Source organism: Streptomyces mayteni, from assembly GCF_054783955.1.
Window position 1 is genome coordinate 1 of sequence record NZ_BAAGPR010000143.1, and the last position, 16,000, is coordinate 16,000.

Annotated in this window: 17 protein-coding genes; 12 read left to right on the forward strand and 5 right to left on the reverse strand. The window is 72.4% G+C overall.

The window, feature by feature from the left end:
• Positions 1-656 precede the first annotated feature (656 nt).
• Entirely contained in the window at positions 657-1,331 is a 675-nt protein-coding gene (locus ACYVPE_RS35835; protein ID WP_461037997.1) for a FadR/GntR family transcriptional regulator, read from the reverse strand.
• 64 nt (positions 1,332-1,395) lie between these two features.
• On the opposite strand from ACYVPE_RS35835, the gene ACYVPE_RS35840 reads away from it, so the two are divergent.
• The 4 genes from ACYVPE_RS35840 (at position 1,396) to ACYVPE_RS35855 (ending at position 3,913) form a co-directional block, all read left to right on the forward strand.
• Positions 1,396-2,706, forward strand: coding sequence for a CynX/NimT family MFS transporter (locus ACYVPE_RS35840; RefSeq protein ID WP_461037998.1), 1,311 nt, complete (start codon positions 1,396-1,398; stop codon positions 2,704-2,706).
• Between the two features lie 17 nt (positions 2,707-2,723).
• Positions 2,724-2,840: an SGM_5486 family transporter-associated protein gene (locus ACYVPE_RS35845; RefSeq protein ID WP_461037999.1), complete on the forward strand. Its 117-nt coding sequence runs from the start codon at positions 2,724-2,726 to the stop codon at positions 2,838-2,840.
• A 229-nt stretch (positions 2,841-3,069) separates the two neighbouring features.
• Positions 3,070-3,252, forward strand: a complete 183-nt coding sequence (locus ACYVPE_RS35850; protein WP_461038000.1) for a hypothetical protein — start codon at positions 3,070-3,072, stop codon at positions 3,250-3,252.
• Between the two features lie 139 nt (positions 3,253-3,391).
• Complete coding sequence (locus ACYVPE_RS35855; protein ID WP_461038001.1) at positions 3,392-3,913, forward strand: SixA phosphatase family protein; 522 nt, start codon at positions 3,392-3,394, stop codon at positions 3,911-3,913.
• A 71-nt stretch (positions 3,914-3,984) separates the two neighbouring features.
• Here the strand turns inward: ACYVPE_RS35855 and serB are convergent, their stop codons facing one another.
• Positions 3,985-5,217: a phosphoserine phosphatase SerB gene (serB, locus tag ACYVPE_RS35860; RefSeq protein WP_461038002.1), complete on the reverse strand. Its 1,233-nt coding sequence runs from the start codon at positions 5,215-5,217 to the stop codon at positions 3,985-3,987.
• A 229-nt stretch (positions 5,218-5,446) separates the two neighbouring features.
• Here serB and ACYVPE_RS35865 point away from each other — a divergent pair, with 229 nt between their 5' ends.
• The 4 genes from ACYVPE_RS35865 (at position 5,447) to ACYVPE_RS35880 (ending at position 10,357) form a co-directional block, all read left to right on the forward strand.
• Positions 5,447-7,960, forward strand: coding sequence for an FHA domain-containing protein (locus ACYVPE_RS35865; RefSeq protein WP_461038003.1), 2,514 nt, complete (start codon positions 5,447-5,449; stop codon positions 7,958-7,960).
• A 183-nt stretch (positions 7,961-8,143) separates the two neighbouring features.
• On the forward strand, positions 8,144-9,292 hold the full coding sequence (locus tag ACYVPE_RS35870; RefSeq protein ID WP_461038004.1) for a GAF domain-containing sensor histidine kinase: 1,149 nt from the start codon (positions 8,144-8,146) through the stop codon (positions 9,290-9,292).
• A complete protein-coding gene (locus ACYVPE_RS35875) occupies positions 9,285-9,938 on the forward strand; it encodes a response regulator (protein ID WP_461038005.1) in 654 nt (217 codons plus the stop codon). Before ACYVPE_RS35870 ends, ACYVPE_RS35875 begins: the two co-directional genes overlap by 8 nt.
• A 176-nt stretch (positions 9,939-10,114) precedes the next feature.
• Entirely contained in the window at positions 10,115-10,357 is a 243-nt protein-coding gene (locus ACYVPE_RS35880; RefSeq protein WP_461038006.1) for a chaplin, read from the forward strand.
• Between the two features lie 89 nt (positions 10,358-10,446).
• Here ACYVPE_RS35880 and ACYVPE_RS35885 read toward each other — a convergent pair whose 3' ends face one another.
• Positions 10,447-11,235, reverse strand: coding sequence for a hypothetical protein (locus ACYVPE_RS35885; protein WP_461038007.1), 789 nt, complete (start codon positions 11,233-11,235; stop codon positions 10,447-10,449).
• Between the two features lie 149 nt (positions 11,236-11,384).
• On the opposite strand from ACYVPE_RS35885, the gene ACYVPE_RS35890 reads away from it, so the two are divergent.
• The 3 genes from ACYVPE_RS35890 to ACYVPE_RS35900 all read left to right on the forward strand — a co-directional run bounded on the left by ACYVPE_RS35890 (position 11,385) and on the right by ACYVPE_RS35900 (position 13,715).
• Entirely contained in the window at positions 11,385-12,176 is a 792-nt protein-coding gene (locus ACYVPE_RS35890; protein ID WP_461038008.1) for an ABC transporter ATP-binding protein, read from the forward strand.
• 85 nt (positions 12,177-12,261) lie between these two features.
• Positions 12,262-12,684 (forward strand): NfeD family protein, encoded by a 423-nt coding sequence (locus tag ACYVPE_RS35895; RefSeq protein ID WP_461038009.1) that lies wholly within the window; start codon positions 12,262-12,264, stop codon positions 12,682-12,684.
• A 59-nt stretch (positions 12,685-12,743) separates the two neighbouring features.
• Positions 12,744-13,715 (forward strand): SPFH domain-containing protein, encoded by a 972-nt coding sequence (locus ACYVPE_RS35900; protein WP_461038010.1) that lies wholly within the window; start codon positions 12,744-12,746, stop codon positions 13,713-13,715.
• 83 nt (positions 13,716-13,798) lie between these two features.
• Here the strand turns inward: ACYVPE_RS35900 and ACYVPE_RS35905 are convergent, their stop codons facing one another.
• Entirely contained in the window at positions 13,799-14,308 is a 510-nt protein-coding gene (locus ACYVPE_RS35905) for an HNH endonuclease (protein ID WP_461038011.1), read from the reverse strand.
• A 140-nt stretch (positions 14,309-14,448) separates the two neighbouring features.
• Positions 14,449-14,985, reverse strand: coding sequence for a YbhB/YbcL family Raf kinase inhibitor-like protein (locus ACYVPE_RS35910; RefSeq protein WP_461038012.1), 537 nt, complete (start codon positions 14,983-14,985; stop codon positions 14,449-14,451).
• Between the two features lie 49 nt (positions 14,986-15,034).
• Here ACYVPE_RS35910 and ACYVPE_RS35915 point away from each other — a divergent pair, with 49 nt between their 5' ends.
• Positions 15,035-15,718 carry a DNA-3-methyladenine glycosylase gene (locus ACYVPE_RS35915; RefSeq protein WP_461038013.1) on the forward strand — a complete coding sequence of 228 codons (684 nt, stop codon included), beginning with the start codon at positions 15,035-15,037 and terminating at the stop codon, positions 15,716-15,718.
• Positions 15,719-16,000 lie beyond the last annotated feature (282 nt).

Below are 16,000 nucleotides of genomic sequence, written 5' to 3' on the forward strand. Positions count from 1 at the left end.
GGCCGGGCCCCGGAGGGCCGGGCGGCGCAGCCGCCTTGGACCCGGGCCCGTCCGCCTGCCGCGCCCGGAGGGCCGGGCGGCGCAGCCGCCGTGTCACGGGCGACTCACGCGCCCTTGCTGATGCTCGGCCTGCGGCGTAGCCGCCGCGGTCGAGCCCCAGGGCACGCCTGCCTTGGTGTGTAGCGCCGGGCCGCTGCCACGAGCTGGACGGCTTCGCCGTGGCGGCTACGCCACGCCGCGCCTAGCGCCGGCCCCGGCGGCGTAGCCGCCTGCCGGCTTCCAGGGCCGGCTACGTGGCGGATCCCCTGCGGAGCAGCAGGCCCGTGGCCCGCAGGGCCGGGTGGCGTAGCCGCCGCCGGCCGGGCGGGGCACGCCTGCTCCGGCGGACCCAGCGCCCGCCGCGCCGGGTTGCCGCCGTGGCCCGACGCCGTACGTGCGAGCTGTCGGGTCCGCCGCGCGCAGCGCAACGGGGCTTGTGGGGGCACCTCCCAGCCTCCCCCAGACTCCGTCCAGGGGGACCCCATGGCCGGGGGAGGGCGGGGACCAACCCACGCGGAGCGCGGGACGCTCGCCCGGCGACGAAGCCGCCCGGGCCGCAGGCCCGCCCCCGCGCCGAGCGCGGAACAAGGGGCGGGTGGGTGGGGGGGAAACCCCCGTCAGGCCATCGCCCGGCACGTGAGCGCGTAAGAACCCGCCTCCGTCGCCGCCACCCCCGCGTCGGACGCGCGAATCGCCGCGACCAGCCGCGCGTGGTCGGCCAGGGCGTCGGCCCGCATGTCCAGTTGGCCGATGTCCTGCCGCAGGAACGCCCGAACCACCCCGCTCAGGTCCGCGTAGAGCGCGATCAGCACCTCGTTGCGCGAGGCTCCCACCACGGCCGTGTGGAACGTGGCGTCGGCCTCCACGAAGCGTTCCAGGTCGTGGCTGGCCCACGCCTCGTCGCGCCGGGCGAGCAGCGCGTCCAGTTGGCGCAGGTCGTGTTCCGTGCGGCGGACCGCGGCCAGGGCGGCCGCCTGCGCCTCGAGTGCGCTTCGGACCTCGGCCACGTCGCGTTGCGGGGCGTCCGCGAAGCGGCGCTGCATCACGCCGGCCAGTTCGCTGGTCGCGGCCACGTACGTGCCGGAGCCCTGCCTGATGTCGAGCAGGCCGTTGTGGGCGAGGGCCCGGATCGCCTCCCGCACGGTGTTCCTGGCCACGCCGAGTTGGGTGACCAGCTCCGGCTCGGTGGGGATCCGGGAGCCCACCGGCCACTCGCCAGAGGTGATCTGCTGGCGGAGTTGGTTGATGACCTGGTCCGCGAGGGCGGAACGGCGGGGCGCGCTCAGTGACATGGCTCTCCCGGAGAATGCGGATCCCCACCACGGGGATTCATCCCATGATTCTATGATGGTACGCATGGAGTCGACGAAGGACGACCGTACCTTTCCCTCACGCCCCACCGAGCCCGCCCCCGAGACGGCGACCGGGACGGCGACCGAGCCCGGAACCGAAGCCGCGCGTCCCGCGTCCGGCCTGACCGTCCGCGCCGCGGCGCCGTGGTTCATCGTCGCCGGCCTGGCGCTGGCCGCGTTCAACCTGCGGCCGGCCCTGGCCAGCATCGGGCCGCTGCTGCCCGAGCTACGCGACGGGCTGCACATGAACGGTGCCGTCGCCGGCCTGCTCACCTCGGTGCCCGCGCTCTGCTTCGCCGTCTTCGGCAACGCCGCGCCCCGGCTCGCCCGCCGGCACGGGCTGCCGGCCGTCCTGGTCGCCGGGCTCGCCGCCGTCGCCGCCGGCCTCGCGCTCCGCTCGTTCGCCGGCTCCACCACCGTGTTCCTGGTCACCAGCACGCTCGCGCTGGCCGGCGTGGCCATCGGCAACGTGCTGATGCCGGTGCTGGTCAAGGAGTACTTCCCGGACCGCCTGGGCCCCATGACCGGCCTCTACTCCATGGCGCTGTCCTTCGGCGCCGCCTGCGCCGCGGGACTCAGCGTCCCGCTGGCGCGGGCGTTCGGCGACGACTGGCGGCCCGGCCTCGGCTTCTGGGCGATACCCGCGCTCTTCGCCGTGCTGCCCTGGCTCGCCGCGCTGCGCCGCCGCCGCGACCGCGCCACCCGGGTCCCGACGCCCCGCCAGGAGGCGCCCCCGCTCCGGCTGGCCAGGTCGGGCACCGCCTGGTCCCTCGCGATCTTCTTCGGCCTCCAGGCCACCGCCGCCTACGTCACCCTCGGCTGGGCCCCGCAGATCTACCAGGACGCCGGCATCTCCGCCTCAACCGCCGGCCTGCTGGCGGCCGTGATCATCGGGCTCGGCGCGCCCGTCGGCTTCCTCCTGCCGCCGCTCGCCGCCCGGCTGCGGCACCAGGGACCGCTGGTGGTCGTGCTCGGCTCGTTCGGCCTCGTCGGCTACGTCGGACTCTGGCTGGCGCCCGGCGGCGGCGCCTGGCTCTGGGCCATCTGCCTCGGCCTCGCCAACTGCACCTTCCCCGTCGTCCTGACCATGATCGGGCTGCGGGCCAGGACGCCGCACGGCGTCGCCCGGCTCTCCGCCTTCGCACAGAGCATCGGCTACCTGGTCAGCGTCCCCGGGCCACTGCTCGTCGGCACCCTCAACGAGGCCACCGGCGCCTGGCACGCCCCGCTCGCGCTGATGGTGGTGCTGCTGCTCGCGCAGATCGCCGTCGGCATCCGTGCAGGACGGGACCGGTGTGTGGAGGACGAGGTGTGAGTGGCAGACTCGATGCCATGCCAGCGCTCGAACCCAACCCCACCGGCGGCCAGCGCAAGCTGCTGCTCGTTCTCGGCGCCATGCTGGGAATCACCATCGCCATCGCCGTGATCGCCACCGTCGCCTCGCCCTGAGCCGCGGCCTCGCCCCGCCGGGCAACGCCGGCGAATGCCGGGGAACGGCCAGGTCGGAACGGCCCGTTCACCCGGTGGTGGTGCCAGCTACACCATCCCCTAGGGGGCCAGGTTCAGGGGCGACTGGGTGGCTCACCGGATGGGCCCCCGTGGGTCGCTTCCGTAGGTTGGGGAGCACGATCCGAGGAGCATCGGATCCGACCTTCGACGCATGGAGGCGACGAGCGTCATGTCCGCCCGAGTAGACCGTTCCGGCATGGAGATCCGCCTGCGCTGGTGGACCCTCGCGCTTCCGGCGGCCGCCTTCGGAGCGCTGTTGTTGCTGCTGATGGCCGGCCCCCAGGCGGAGGCCGCCGAGGGGGAGCGGCCGATGGCCGTGCTGTTCGAGCACGTCCACGCGTGGCTTCCCTGAGCGTCGGCCACCGCCGAACGGGTGCCGGCGGCGGCCTCCAGGCCCATGGTGCGCTGGGGGAGCGATCCGCAGGTCGCCCGCCCGGGCGGGATTCCCAACCCCCCGCGACCCACTGCACGTTTCATGCGAAGCTGGGCACATGAGCGTCGAAGTTCCGCGCAGGATCGTTCTCCTCCGACACGCCAAGGCCGACTGGCCGCAGGTGTCCGATCATGACCGTCCACTCGCCGAGCGGGGCCGGAAGGACGCGCCCGCGGCCGGCCGCTGGCTGGCCGGGGCCGGCGTCAGCCCCGAACTGACCCTCTGCTCTACCGCGGCCCGAGCCCGCGAGACCTGGAAGCTGGTCGCCGGCGAGCTGCCCCAGCGCCCCAGGACCGTCTACGAGGAGCGGGTGTACGAGGCCTCGCTCGGCGAGCTGATCGCCCTGATCAACGAGGTCGACGACGAGGTCAGGAACCTGATGCTGGTCGGCCACAACCCCGGCATCCACGGCCTCGCCGACGCGCTGACCGGCGAGGCCGAGGGCGACGCCCTGGCCAGGATGAACCGCTCCGGCTATCCGACCTCGGCCATCGCGGTGCTCAGCCTCACGGGTGACTGGAAGTCCGTCGAGCATGGCGTCGCCACCCTGGCCGCATACTGGACCCCGCACGAGGCATAGCGCCCGCCGGACCGGGCGGCGGCGGAGCCGCCTCGTCCGGCCCACGCCGCCCGAGCATGCGACCCGGGGCGCTAGCTCTCCGCGTCCGCCGCCTCGACCTCTTCGCGGGTGATCCCCAGCAGATAGAGCACGGTGTCGAGGAACGGCACCGTGACGGCCGTGTCGGCGGCCTCCCGCACCAGCGGCTTCGCGTTGAAGGCGACCCCGAAGCCGGCCGCGTTGAGCATGTCCAGGTCGTTGGCACCGTCGCCGATCGCGACGGTGCGCGACAGCGGAACCCCGGCCTCGGCGGCGAACGCCCGCAGCAGCCTGGCCTTGCCCGCCCGGTCCACTATCGCGCCGGTGACCCGGCCGGTGAGCTTGCCGTCCACGATCTCCAGCGTGTTGGCCGCGGCGAAGTCCAGGCCGAGGCGCTCCTGGAGGGCGTCCGTCACCTGGGTGAAGCCGCCCGAGACCACGCCCACCTGGCAGCCGAGCCGCTTCAGGGTCCGGATCAGGGTGCGCGCGCCCGGCGTCAGCCGCACCTCGGCCCGCACCTTGTCGACCACGGACTCGTCGAGGCCGGCGAGCAGCGCCACCCTGGCGTGCAGCGACTGCTCGAAGTCCAGCTCGCCGCGCATCGCCGCCGCCGTGACCGCCGCGACCTGCTCCTCGCAGCCGGCGTGGGCGGCGAAGAGCTCGATGACCTCGTCCTGGATCAGGGTGGAGTCCACGTCCATCACCACCAGGCGGGGCGCCCGCCTGGCCAGGCCCGAGTCGACCACCGCCACGTCCACCGCGAGCGCCGCCGCCTCGGTGGCCAGCGCGGTGCGCAGCTTCGCCGTGTCCACCCCCGAGACGTCGAACTCCACGGCCGTCACCGGGTACTTGGCGAGCCGGAAGATCCGGTCGATGTTGCCGCCGGTGCCCGTTATCCGGGCGGCGATGGCCGCGGTGACCTCGGCGGTCAGCGGGTTGCCGAGCACCGTCACATGGGACCGGCCGACGCCGCGCGCCGGGTTGTCGCCGGTGCCGGAGATGATCTCGGCCTGTAGCCGCATCGACTCGGCCCAGCCGTGCACGGTGGCGCGCAGTCGGCCCTCGCCGCCCGGGGCGGCGAGACCCGCGGGGCCCGCCGTCGGCGCCGTGACCAGCGCGCACAGCGTGATCCGGCCGCGGGTGACGACCTGCTCGATGTCGATGACGTCCACTCCGAACCCCGCGAGGGTCTGGAAGAGGCTCGCCGTCAGCCCTGGACGGTCCTTGCCGAAGATCTTCACCAGCAGGGTGGGCATGTCCCGGGGGACCGGTTGCGCAGACTTCATGGTGCCGTCCACGGTAGTCGTCCCTGGTGACGGCCTCATGTCGAGTCCACCTCTTGGACGAGACCGAGAGATGAAGGTCACAGGGTCGCGCGGGCTCTGCACCAGGTTGGTGACATCCAGGGGTCGACTTTCCGTCTCGGGCCCCAGCCTGGAATAGTTCCCCCACGACGTTCAACCATCCCTAGACCTCCGATCGGAGGTTGCTCGGGGGACAACTTTTGGGGCTGGAGTGCCGGAACTCGTACTCGAACTGAACGGCCAGACATGGACTTTGGATCCAACCAGGTCATACACCCTGGGTAGAGATCCGCAGGGGGATGTGGTCCTGCAGGACTCCCGGGTCTCCTGGCGGCACGCCACGGTGCGCTGGGGAGGTCAGAGCTGGGTCCTCGAGGACCACGGCAGCACCAACGGGACGTACGCGCAGGGGCAGCGTGTCCAGCAGGCACCGCTGGGGCCCGGCGCGATAATCCACCTGGGTAACGCCGCGGACGGCCCGCGCCTCTCGTTCTCCGGCAGCGGCCAGATACCGCACCAGCAGTACGACCCGCAGTACGACCCGCAGTACGCGGCCATGCCCGGCCAGCCGCCCGCGCAGGCCCCGGTTCAGCCCGCCGGGATGCCTCCGCACCAGGGCGCGGTCCCGCCGCAGCCGTCCTACGACCAGCCGGGTCACGGTCAGCCGGGCCACGGCCAGGGCGGCCCCGCCGCGCAGGGCGGCGGCTTCGACGGCGGTGCGACCAGCCTGCACATGCTGACCGTCGGCCAGGTCACCAGGATCGGCCGTGCCCTGGAGAACGAACTGGTGGTCAGCGACCTCCAGGTCTCCCGGCTGCACGCCGAGTTCTTCGCGCACCCCGACGGCCGCTACGAGATCCACGACCTGGGCAGCCACAACGGCACCTATGTCAACGGCCAGCAGATGCCGAAGAACGGCCGCCGCTACCTGGGCCAGAACGACACGGTCGGCATCGGCCACTCCACCTTCCGGCTGGTCGGCAACCAGCTCGAGGAGTTCGTCGACACCGGTGAGGTCTCGTTCTCCGCCCGCCACCTGACCGTCCAGGTCAACAACGGGCAGACCACGATCCTCAACGACGTCTCCTTCGGCGTGCCGGAGAAGTCCCTGATCGGCGTCATCGGCCCCTCGGGATCCGGCAAGTCCACGCTGCTGCGCGCCCTCACCGGCTACCGCCCGGCGACCTACGGCGAGGTCCTGTACGACCACCGCAACCTCTACACGCACTTCGCCGAGCTGCGGAACCGTATCGGCCTCGTCCCGCAGGACGACATCCTGCACACCGCGCTGCCCATCAGGACGGCGCTCCGGCTCGCCGCCAAGCTCCGCTTCCCAGGCGACGTCGGCGAGGCCGAGCGCAACGCCCGCGTCGAGGAGGTGCTGGCCGAGCTCAAGCTCAGCCCGCACGCCACCAAGCGCATCTCCTCGCTCTCCGGCGGTCAGCGCAAGCGCGTCTCCGTCGCCCTCGAACTGCTGACCAAGCCGTCGCTGATCTTCCTCGACGAGCCCACCTCGGGCCTCGACCCGGGCATGGACCGCGACGTGATGCAGCTGCTGCGCAGCCTCGCCGACGACGGCCGCACCGTGCTCGTCGTCACCCACTCGGTGGCCGAGCTCGGGCTCTGCGACCGGGTCCTGGTGATGGCCCCCGGCGGCGGCGTCTCCTACTTCGGCCCGCCGGACGAGGCGCTGAACTTCTTCGGCTACGACAACTGGGCCGACGTGTTCTCCGCCTTCGAGAACTACCGCGACTACGACTGGATGGGCCGCTGGCGCGGCTCGCAGCACTTCCAGATGTACGCGGCGGACGTGGACTCCGCGCAGCCGCAGGCCGCGCAGCACATCCAGCCGATGGCGGCCAGCCAGCAGAAGCGGCAGTCCTGGGGCGCCCAGGTGTGGACGCTGATGCGCCGCTACGCCGCGGTGATCATGGCCGACAAGGGCTTCCTCGGCCTCACGATCGCGCTGCCCGTCGTGCTGGGGGCGGTCTCGGCCGTCATCCCCGCGGACTTCGGCCTCGGCTACGGCTCGCAGGAACGCGGCTTCCGCAACGGCGACGCGAGCATCATCCTGATGGTGTTGGTGGTCGGCATGTGCTTCGCGGGCGCCGCCAACGCGGTCCGCGAGCTCATCAAGGAACGGGTGATCTACGAGCGGGAACGCGCCGTCGGCCTCTCCCGCTCCGCGTACCTGATGTCCAAGGTGTTCGTGCTCGGCATCGTCACCGTGTTCCAGGCGCTGATCCTCAGCGTCATCGGCTTCCTGCCCCGCGACATGCCGGCCGAGGGCGTCATCTTCGCCGACTCGCCAGCCGTCGAGATGACCCTCGTCCTGATGGCGCTCGGCTGCACCTCCATGATGATCGGCCTGGTGATCTCGGCGCTGGTGCGCACCTCCGAGATGACCATGCCGCTGCTGGTGATGATCTCCGTCGTCCAGCTCGTCTTCACCGGCGCGCTCTTCCAGCTGCACGGCACCCTGGGCGTCGAGCAGCTGGCCTGGCTGATGCCGTCCCGCTGGGCGCTGGCCGGCGTCGGCACCACCGCCGACCTCAACACCCTGACGGCCTCCGCCACCGAGGAGCCCGACCCCGACCCGATCTGGAAGCACGAGGCCGGCTACTGGCTGCTCGACGTGGCCATGCTCGGGGTGCTCGCCGTCATCTGCGGCTACCTGGTCATGAAGTTCCTGCGCCGCCACGAGCCCGAGGTCATGCGCAACTGACCCGAGCCGACCGCGCACACGAAGGCGGCGGGCACCCCACTCGTGGGGCGCCCGCCGCCTTCGTGTGCGCCGGGAAGCACGCGCCGAGGCGCACGTCAGCCCCGAGACCTAGGCCACCCGGCGCAGTCATCCACCGGCGCCCGCCCGATCCCGCACCCCGCCACCAGGGGTTACGGTCTCTCCATGGTCCCCAGAACCGGGCTGGCCGCGGTGAGCTCCGCGCTGCTCGCCATGAACCGCACCCTCGAGGTGCGCGACGTGCTGCAGACCATCGTGCGCAGCGCCCGCGAGCTGCTCGACGCCCGCTACGCCGCACTCGGCCTCCCCGACGGCAACGGCGGCTTCGCCCAGTTCCTGGTGGACGGCGTCAGCGACCGCCAGTGGAAGGCCATCGGCCCGCTGCCCCGCCAGCACGGCATCCTCGCCGCGATGCTCGGCAGCGCCACCCCCGTCCGCCTCGCCGACGTCCGCGAGGACCCGCGCTTCGAGGGCTGGCCGGCCGCCCACCCCGAGATGAGCGACTTCCTCGGCATGCCCGTCGCCGACGGCGAGAGCGTCCTCGGCGCGCTCTTCCTGGCCAACAAGCGCTGCCCGCCGGGCCGCCGCCCGCCGAGCGGCTGCGGCTTCACCGCGGAGGACGAGGAGCTGCTCAGGCTCCTCGCCGAGCACGCCGCCATCGCCCTGACCAACGCCAGGCTCTACGAGCGCAGCCGCGAGCTCACCATCGCCGAGGAGCGCGCCCGCCTCGCCCACGAGCTGCACGACGCCGTCGCCCAGAAGCTGTTCTCGCTCCGCCTCACCGCCCAGGCCGCCGCCACCCTGATCGACCGCGACCCGCGCCGCGCCAGGGACGAGCTGCGACAGGTCACCCAGCTCGCCGCCGAGGCCGCCGACGAGCTGCGCGCCGCCGTCATCGAGCTCCGCCCCGCCGCCCTCGACGAGGACGGCCTGGTCGCCACCCTGCGCGCCCAGACCCAGGTCCTCGACCGGGCCCACCCCGCGAGCGTCACCTTCGACTGCCGCGACCACCGCGCCCTCCCCGCCCAACAGGAGGAGGCCGTGCTGCGCGTCGCCCAGGAGGCGCTCCACAACGCCCTGCGACACGGCGCCCCCGCCGGCGTCCGGGTCGCGCTCACCCGCCGGGGCACGGCGACCGTGCTCCGGATCACCGACGACGGCACCGGGTTCGACCCGGACGCCGTCCGCAGCGCCGGCCGCCATCTCGGCCTGGTCTCCATGCGGGACCGGGCCTCGGCGGTCGGCGGATCGTTGACCGTGCAGTCGGCGCCCGGCAAGGGCACCGTGATCGAGATGGAGGTGCCCGGTGGCTGACGTCATCCGCGTGCTGATCGTCGACGACCACCAGGTCGTCCGCCGCGGGTTGCGCACGTTCCTCGAGGTCCAGGACGACATCGAGGTGGTGGGCGAGGCCGCCGACGGCGCCGCCGGCGTGGAGCGCGCCGAGGAACTGCGCCCCGACGTCGTCCTGATGGACGTCAAGATGCCGGGCACCGACGGCGTCGAGGCCCTCGGCCGGCTCAGCGAACTAGGCAACCCCGCCCGGGTCCTCGTCGTCACCAGCTTCACCGAGCGCCGCACCGTGATCCCCGCGCTGCGCGCCGGCGCCGCCGGCTACGTGCACAAGGACATCGACCCGGAGGCCCTGGCCGGCGCCATCCGCGCCGTGCACGCCGGCCACGTGCTGCTCCAGCCCGAGGTCGCCGGGGCGTTGCTCGCCCAGGAGGCCCCGGGCGGTAACAGCGGCCGGGCGGGATCGCTCACCGACCGGGAGCGCGAGGTGCTGGCCCTGATCGCCCGCGGCCGCTCCAACCGCGAGATCGCCCGCGCCCTGGTGCTCTCCGAGAAGACCGTGAAGACCCACGTGTCGAACATCCTGATGAAGCTGGACCTCGCCGACCGGACCCAGGCCGCCCTCTGGGCCGTCCGGCACGGCATCTCCGACGAGAACCGGCCCTGAACGGCACGAAACCGCCCGGATCCGGCACCCGAGGACGTCAACCCGGCGACCGTCGTTACGCCGAACGTGCGTAACAGGGCGTGCGCCCGTGCCGCGCGCTCCGCCCGACCGTTGTGCAGCGCGCGACCCCGCGCCCAGGGGTCGTCGCACAGCACACGTCCAGGAGGAACCTACCCATGAACACTGCCAAGAAGGCCGCCCTCGTGCTCGCCGCCACCGGAGTCACCCTCGGCGGCGCCGCCGGCTCCGCCTTCGCCAGCGGTGCCGACGCGTCCGGGGCGGCCATCGGCTCCCCCGGCGTCGTCTCGGGCAACAACATCCAGGTCCCGGTCGCCATCCCGATCCAGGTCGTGGGCAACTCGATCAACGTCGTCGGGATCCTGAACCCCGTCTTCGGCAACGCCGGCTTCATCCACTGAGCCCAGGCCAGGACGAACGGGCGGCGGAAGCCGCCGAACACCCGGGTCCCCGGAGCCACCAGGCTCCGGGGACCCGGCCGTTCCCGGCCTCAACCGCGCTGCCGCTCCAACTCCTCGGCATACGCGTCGTACGCCGCCACCCGCGCCCGCCGCGCCGCCCGCTCCACCGGGCGCAACACCCCCTCCCGCAACGCCATCTGGCCCGCGCTCACCGCCGTCCCCGGCTCCGTGTCCACCGCGATCTCCACCAGCGCCCCCACCCGCTGCGCCAGCTCCAACACCCGCACCGCACGCGGCGGATAGCCCGGCGCCAGCAGCTGCCGCCCGCGCTCCATCCGCGCCCGGTACGCCTCGAGACGCGCCAGCGCCATCGGACCGGTCCCCGCCACGTCGAGCCGGGCCAGCTCCTCGGTGGCGTCCCGCAGCACCTCGGCCAGCTCGCGCTCCGCCTCCCCGAGCGACGGCACGTCCGCCGGCGGCGCCTGCCGCACCGGGCGACAGCGCCACACCACCTCCGTCAGCACGTCCCCGGCCGGCCCCGCCTCGCTGACCTCGGGCACCAGGCCGAGCCCCGCCCCCGACGCCAACACCGCCTCCCCGGCGTCCATCGCCGCCGCGTTGAACTCGGGCGGCCCGCACAACCCCAGCGGATGCCCGGGCGCCGGCAGCGCGATCCGCAGCCCCACCGCCCCCAGCGCCCGCAGCCGACCGAGCGCCAGCGTCAGCCCCACCGGGCCCGCCTCGCCGGGCAGATCCACCACCCGGTGCACCGAATCGGCGCCGACCGCGCGGACCACGGCGTCATCAGGCGCCACAAGACCGGCGAAAAGAGCATTACCCCAGGCGGCAAGCCGCCCCGCACGCGGTTCCTCGAGCATGCCCCCTACCTTAGGGAAGGAAGGCCAACAAGCCTCCTGACGACAGACACCCGAAGCCGGTGGCGTAGGTTTTGTCATGAGGACGTGCCCACCGGCACCGACCCCACAGACACCGAGCAACGGCGACCGCAAGGGGAGAGACCGCGCGCATGAGCGAAGTACTGGAGCTGGTGGACGTAACCGTGGTCCGCGAAGGCCGGGCTCTGGTGGAGAAGGTCTCCTGGTCGGTCGCCGAAGGCGAGCGCTGGGTGATCCTCGGCCCCAACGGCGCAGGCAAGACCACCCTGCTGAACGTCGCGTCCAGCTACCTCTTCCCCACCAGCGGCACCGTCCAGATCCTCGGCGAGAAGCTGGGCGGCGTGGACGTGTTCGATCTCCGCCCGCGCATCGGCATGGCGAGCAGCGCCCTCGCCGGCAAGCTCTCCGCCCGCCAGACCGTGCTCTCCACCGTCCTCACCGCCGCCTACGGCATGACCGCCGGCTGGCAGGAGCGCTACGACGAGGTCGACGAGCAGCGCGCCCGCGCCTTCCTCGACCGCCTGGGCATGACCGAGTTCCTGGACCGCAGATTCGGCACCCTCTCCGAGGGAGAACGCAAGCGCACCCAGATCGCCCGCGCCCTGATGACCGACCCCGAGTTGCTGCTGCTCGACGAGCCCGCCGCCGGGCTCGACCTCGGCGGCCGCGAGGACCTGGTGCGCCGCCTCGGCCGCCTCGCCCGCGACCCCTTCGCGCCGTCCATGCTCATGGTCACCCACCACGTGGAGGAGATCGCGCCCGGCTTCACCCACGTGCTGCTCGTCCGTCAGGGCAGGGTCCTGCACGCCGGCCCCATCGAGACCACCCTCACCTCCTCCAACCTCTCCCACTGCTTCGGCCTGCCCCTCGTCGTCGAACGCCGCGCCGACCGCTGGACGGCGCACGGACTCCCGCTCGGCTGACTCCCAACCTCCCACCCCCCACCCGGCAACCCCCAAACTCGTCGAACCCTGTTCGCGACACCGCGCGGCGACCTACCATGGCCGGGTGGACTTCTGGGTGTGGTGGCTCATCGCCGCCGGTGGATTCGCGATCGCTCTCGTCCTCACCGCCATGCCGGAGCTCGGCATGCTCTCGGCCGGCGCCGTCGCCGCGGCCATCGCCGCCGGCCTCACCGACAACCTGGTGATCCAGGTCGTCGTCTTCGCCGTGGTCTCCACCGCCCTCATCGTCGTCGTCCAGCCGATCGCGAGGCGCGCCCGCACCGGGCCGCCCGCGCTCAGCACCGGAGTCGACGCACTGACGGGCAGAACGGCCATCGTCCTGGAGCGAGTCGACGCGCACGACGGGCGGATCAAGCTCGCCGGCGAGGAGTGGTCGGCCCGTTCCCTCGGCGAGGACGACGCCTACGAACCGGGTAGTCAGGTCAGCGTGGTCGAGATCGACGGGGCCACCGCGGTCGTGATGTGATGGGCGCGTCACTCCACCGACAATCTTTCCAACTCATCTAGCCGCAGGGGGAGATCACGATGGACGCCATCATCATCGTGCTGGTCATCCTGGTGGTGCTGGTCGTCATCGCGCTCGTCCAGACGATCCAGGTGATCCAGCAGGCAAGCGCCGCCATCGTCGAGCGCTTCGGCCGCTACACCAGGACGCTGAACGCGGGCCTCAACATCGTGGTCCCGTTCATCGACCGCATCCGCAACCGCATCGACCTGCGCGAGCAGGTCGTGCCCTTCCCGCCGCAGCCCGTGATCACCCAGGACAACCTGGTCGTGAACATCGACACGGTGATCTACTACCAGGTCACCGACGCCCGCGCGGCCACCTACGAGGTCTCCAACTACATCCAGGCCATCGAGCAGCTGACGGTCACCACGCTGCGGAACATCATCGGTGGCATGGACCTGGAGCGCACCCTCACCTCCCGCGAGGAGATCAACGCGGCCCTGCGCGGCGTGCTCGACGAGGCCACCGGCAAGTGGGGCATCCGCGTCAACCGCGTCGAGCTGAAGGCCATCGAGCCCCCCACCTCCATCCAGGACTCGATGGAGAAGCAGATGCGGGCCGACCGGGACAAGCGCGCCGCCATCCTCCAGGCCGAGGGCATCAGGCAGTCCGAGATCCTCCAGGCCGAGGGCGCCAAGCAGTCCGAGATCCTGCGCGCCGAGGGTGACGCCCGCGCCAAGGCCCTGCGCGCCGAGGGTGAGGCCCAGGCCATCCGCACCGTCTTCGAGGCCATCCACGCGGGCGACGCGGACCAGAAGCTGCTCTCCTACCAGTACGTCCAGATGCTGCCGAAGATCGCCGAGGGCGACGCCAACAAGCTCTGGATCGTGCCGAGCGAGATCGGCGACGCCCTCAAGGGCCTCGGCGGCAACCTCGGCCGCTTCACCGGCAACGGGAACGGCGGCGGCAACGGCGGGATCCCCGCCCAGGACACCGGCGCCGGATCCCTCGACAAGCCCCCGACCCGCGAGCAGCCCCGTATCGAGTGACGCGGCTCCCCCCGGCGGAGAACGACGTCGCCCGCCCCCGGCCGTGAGGCCGGGGGCGGGCGACGTCGTTCTTCCCGTCCCACTCAGACCGCGCGCCGCAGCGTCAGCCACTCGGGCAGCGAGTCCTCCGCGTGCCCGCCCACCGCGAGCAGCAGCGCGTCCGCCGGGGTCGGCTCGAACGGCTCGGAGAGCAGCCGCATCCCCGCCTCCGCCGGCGTCCTGGCCGCCTTCCTGTGGTTGTCCTCGGCGCATGCCGCCACCGTGTTCAACCAGGTGTCCCGCCCACCCTGCGAACGCGGCAGCACGTGATCGATCGTGGTCGCCCGGCGGCCGCAGTACGCGCACCGGTGCCGGTCCCGTACCAGGACGCCCCGCCGCGACCACGGGGCCCGTTGTCGGAACGGCACCTTCACGTAGCGCCTGAGCCGGATCACCTGCGGCACCGGAAGATCCACCGCGGCGGCCCGCATCCGCAGCGCCGGGTGCTCGTGCTCCACATCCGCCTTGTGCTGGATCACCAGCACCACCGCCCGCCGCAGCGACACCGTCGACAGCGGCTCGTAGCTCGCGTTGAGGACAAGGGTCTGCCGCATGCCCGCCCACCTTCCGGTCCCACCCCGCCCCCGTGGCGGGCTGGCTCCACTGTGCCCCCGGCCTGCCGGGCGGACAATGGAATTTTCCGGGGCCGCGACACGAAACCCGATGGGCGGGGCGGCGAACGGAAGATGACGGGTCAGCCGGCCGGAACCTCGTACTCACCGATCAGTTGTGCCCTGCCGATCGCGTGGAAACGCAGATTGAATCCGACGAACGCCGGCGTCGCGTTCTCGTCGGGCCCGAGCTTTTCGTCGTCCACCGCGTACACGGTGAAGACATAACGGTGCGGGCCGTCACCCGGCGGCGGCGCGGCGCCCCCGAAGTCCCGGGTGCCGTAGTCGTTGCGCACCTGCGTCGCGCCGTCGGGGAGCCCGGTCCCGTCCGCGGTGCCGGCACCGGCGGGCAACTCGGTCACCGTCGCCGGGATGTCGAACACCACCCAGTGCCAGAAGCCGCTCCCGGTCGGTGCGTCCGGGTCGTAGCAGGTGACCGCGAAGCTCCTGGTGGACTCGGGGAAACCCGACCAGCTGAGCTGCGGCGACCGGTTGCCAGCGGCGTGGACCTGGTCCTCCCTGAGCCGCTCGCCCTCCCGCACGTCGTCGCTCACCACGGTGAAGGACGCCACCGGCGGATGAAAGTCGTGCGGAAGCGGTCGCCGGGCCGGTCCGGACATAACGGAACCTCCTCATCGGGGAAAACTCGGCGAGGCTAGCCTAGTCAGCATGATCAGGCTCGTACCCCCGGCCGACGCCCCCCGGCCGCTGCCGCGCGAATTCTTCGACCGGCCGGTGCTCGAGGTCGCCCCCGACCTGCTCGGCCGGACGCTGGTCAGAACGACCCCGGAGGGCGTCGTCGCGGTACGACTGACCGAGGTGGAGGCGTACGCGGGGGAGATCGACCCCGGATCGCACGCCTACCGCGGCCGCACCGCCCGCAACGCCACGATGTACGGACCCCCTGGTCACGTGTACGTCTACTTCACCTACGGCATGTGGCACTGCATGAACCTGGTCTGCGGCCCCGTGGACCACGCCGGCGCCGTGCTGCTTCGGGCGGGCGAGGTGCTCGACGGCGCCGAGCTGGCCAGGGCCCGCCGCCCCAAGGCCCGCGGCGACGCGGAGCTGGCCAGGGGGCCGGCCAGGCTCGCCACCGCGCTCGACGTGGACCGCGCCCTGGACGGCGACGACGTCTGCGGCCCTGACCAGGACGCCCCGCTGCGCGTCCTGCGCGGCACCCCGGTGCCGCGCGAGCGCGTGAGCGCCGGCCCGCGCACGGGGGTGTCATGGCCAGGTGGCGTCCACCCCTGGCGCTTCTGGATCGCGGACGACCGCACCGTCAGCCCGTACCGGGCCCACCAGCCCAAGCGCCGACCTGCGCGACTTGACTCCCGCGTAGCGAGCTCGTAACGTGGGTCGAGTCGCCTGAAGCGGGGCAAGATCATCAGAGCGGTCGAAAGACCAGCGGATGAGTCCCGTAGGCGGCCAACCACCTAGCAACGACCTCCCTTCCGAGGGGCCGATTTTCGTACGCCGAAATTCGGGTCCGGGAGACCGGATTAGGAAATAATCCGGAGGTTGGCTAAGCTGGTGGAACCGAAGGGAAGCCCGGAGGAACCCGAGAGGGAACCGAAGGAAGCGTCCGTTCCTTGAGAACTCAACAGCGTGCCAAATAGTCAATGCCAGATTTTT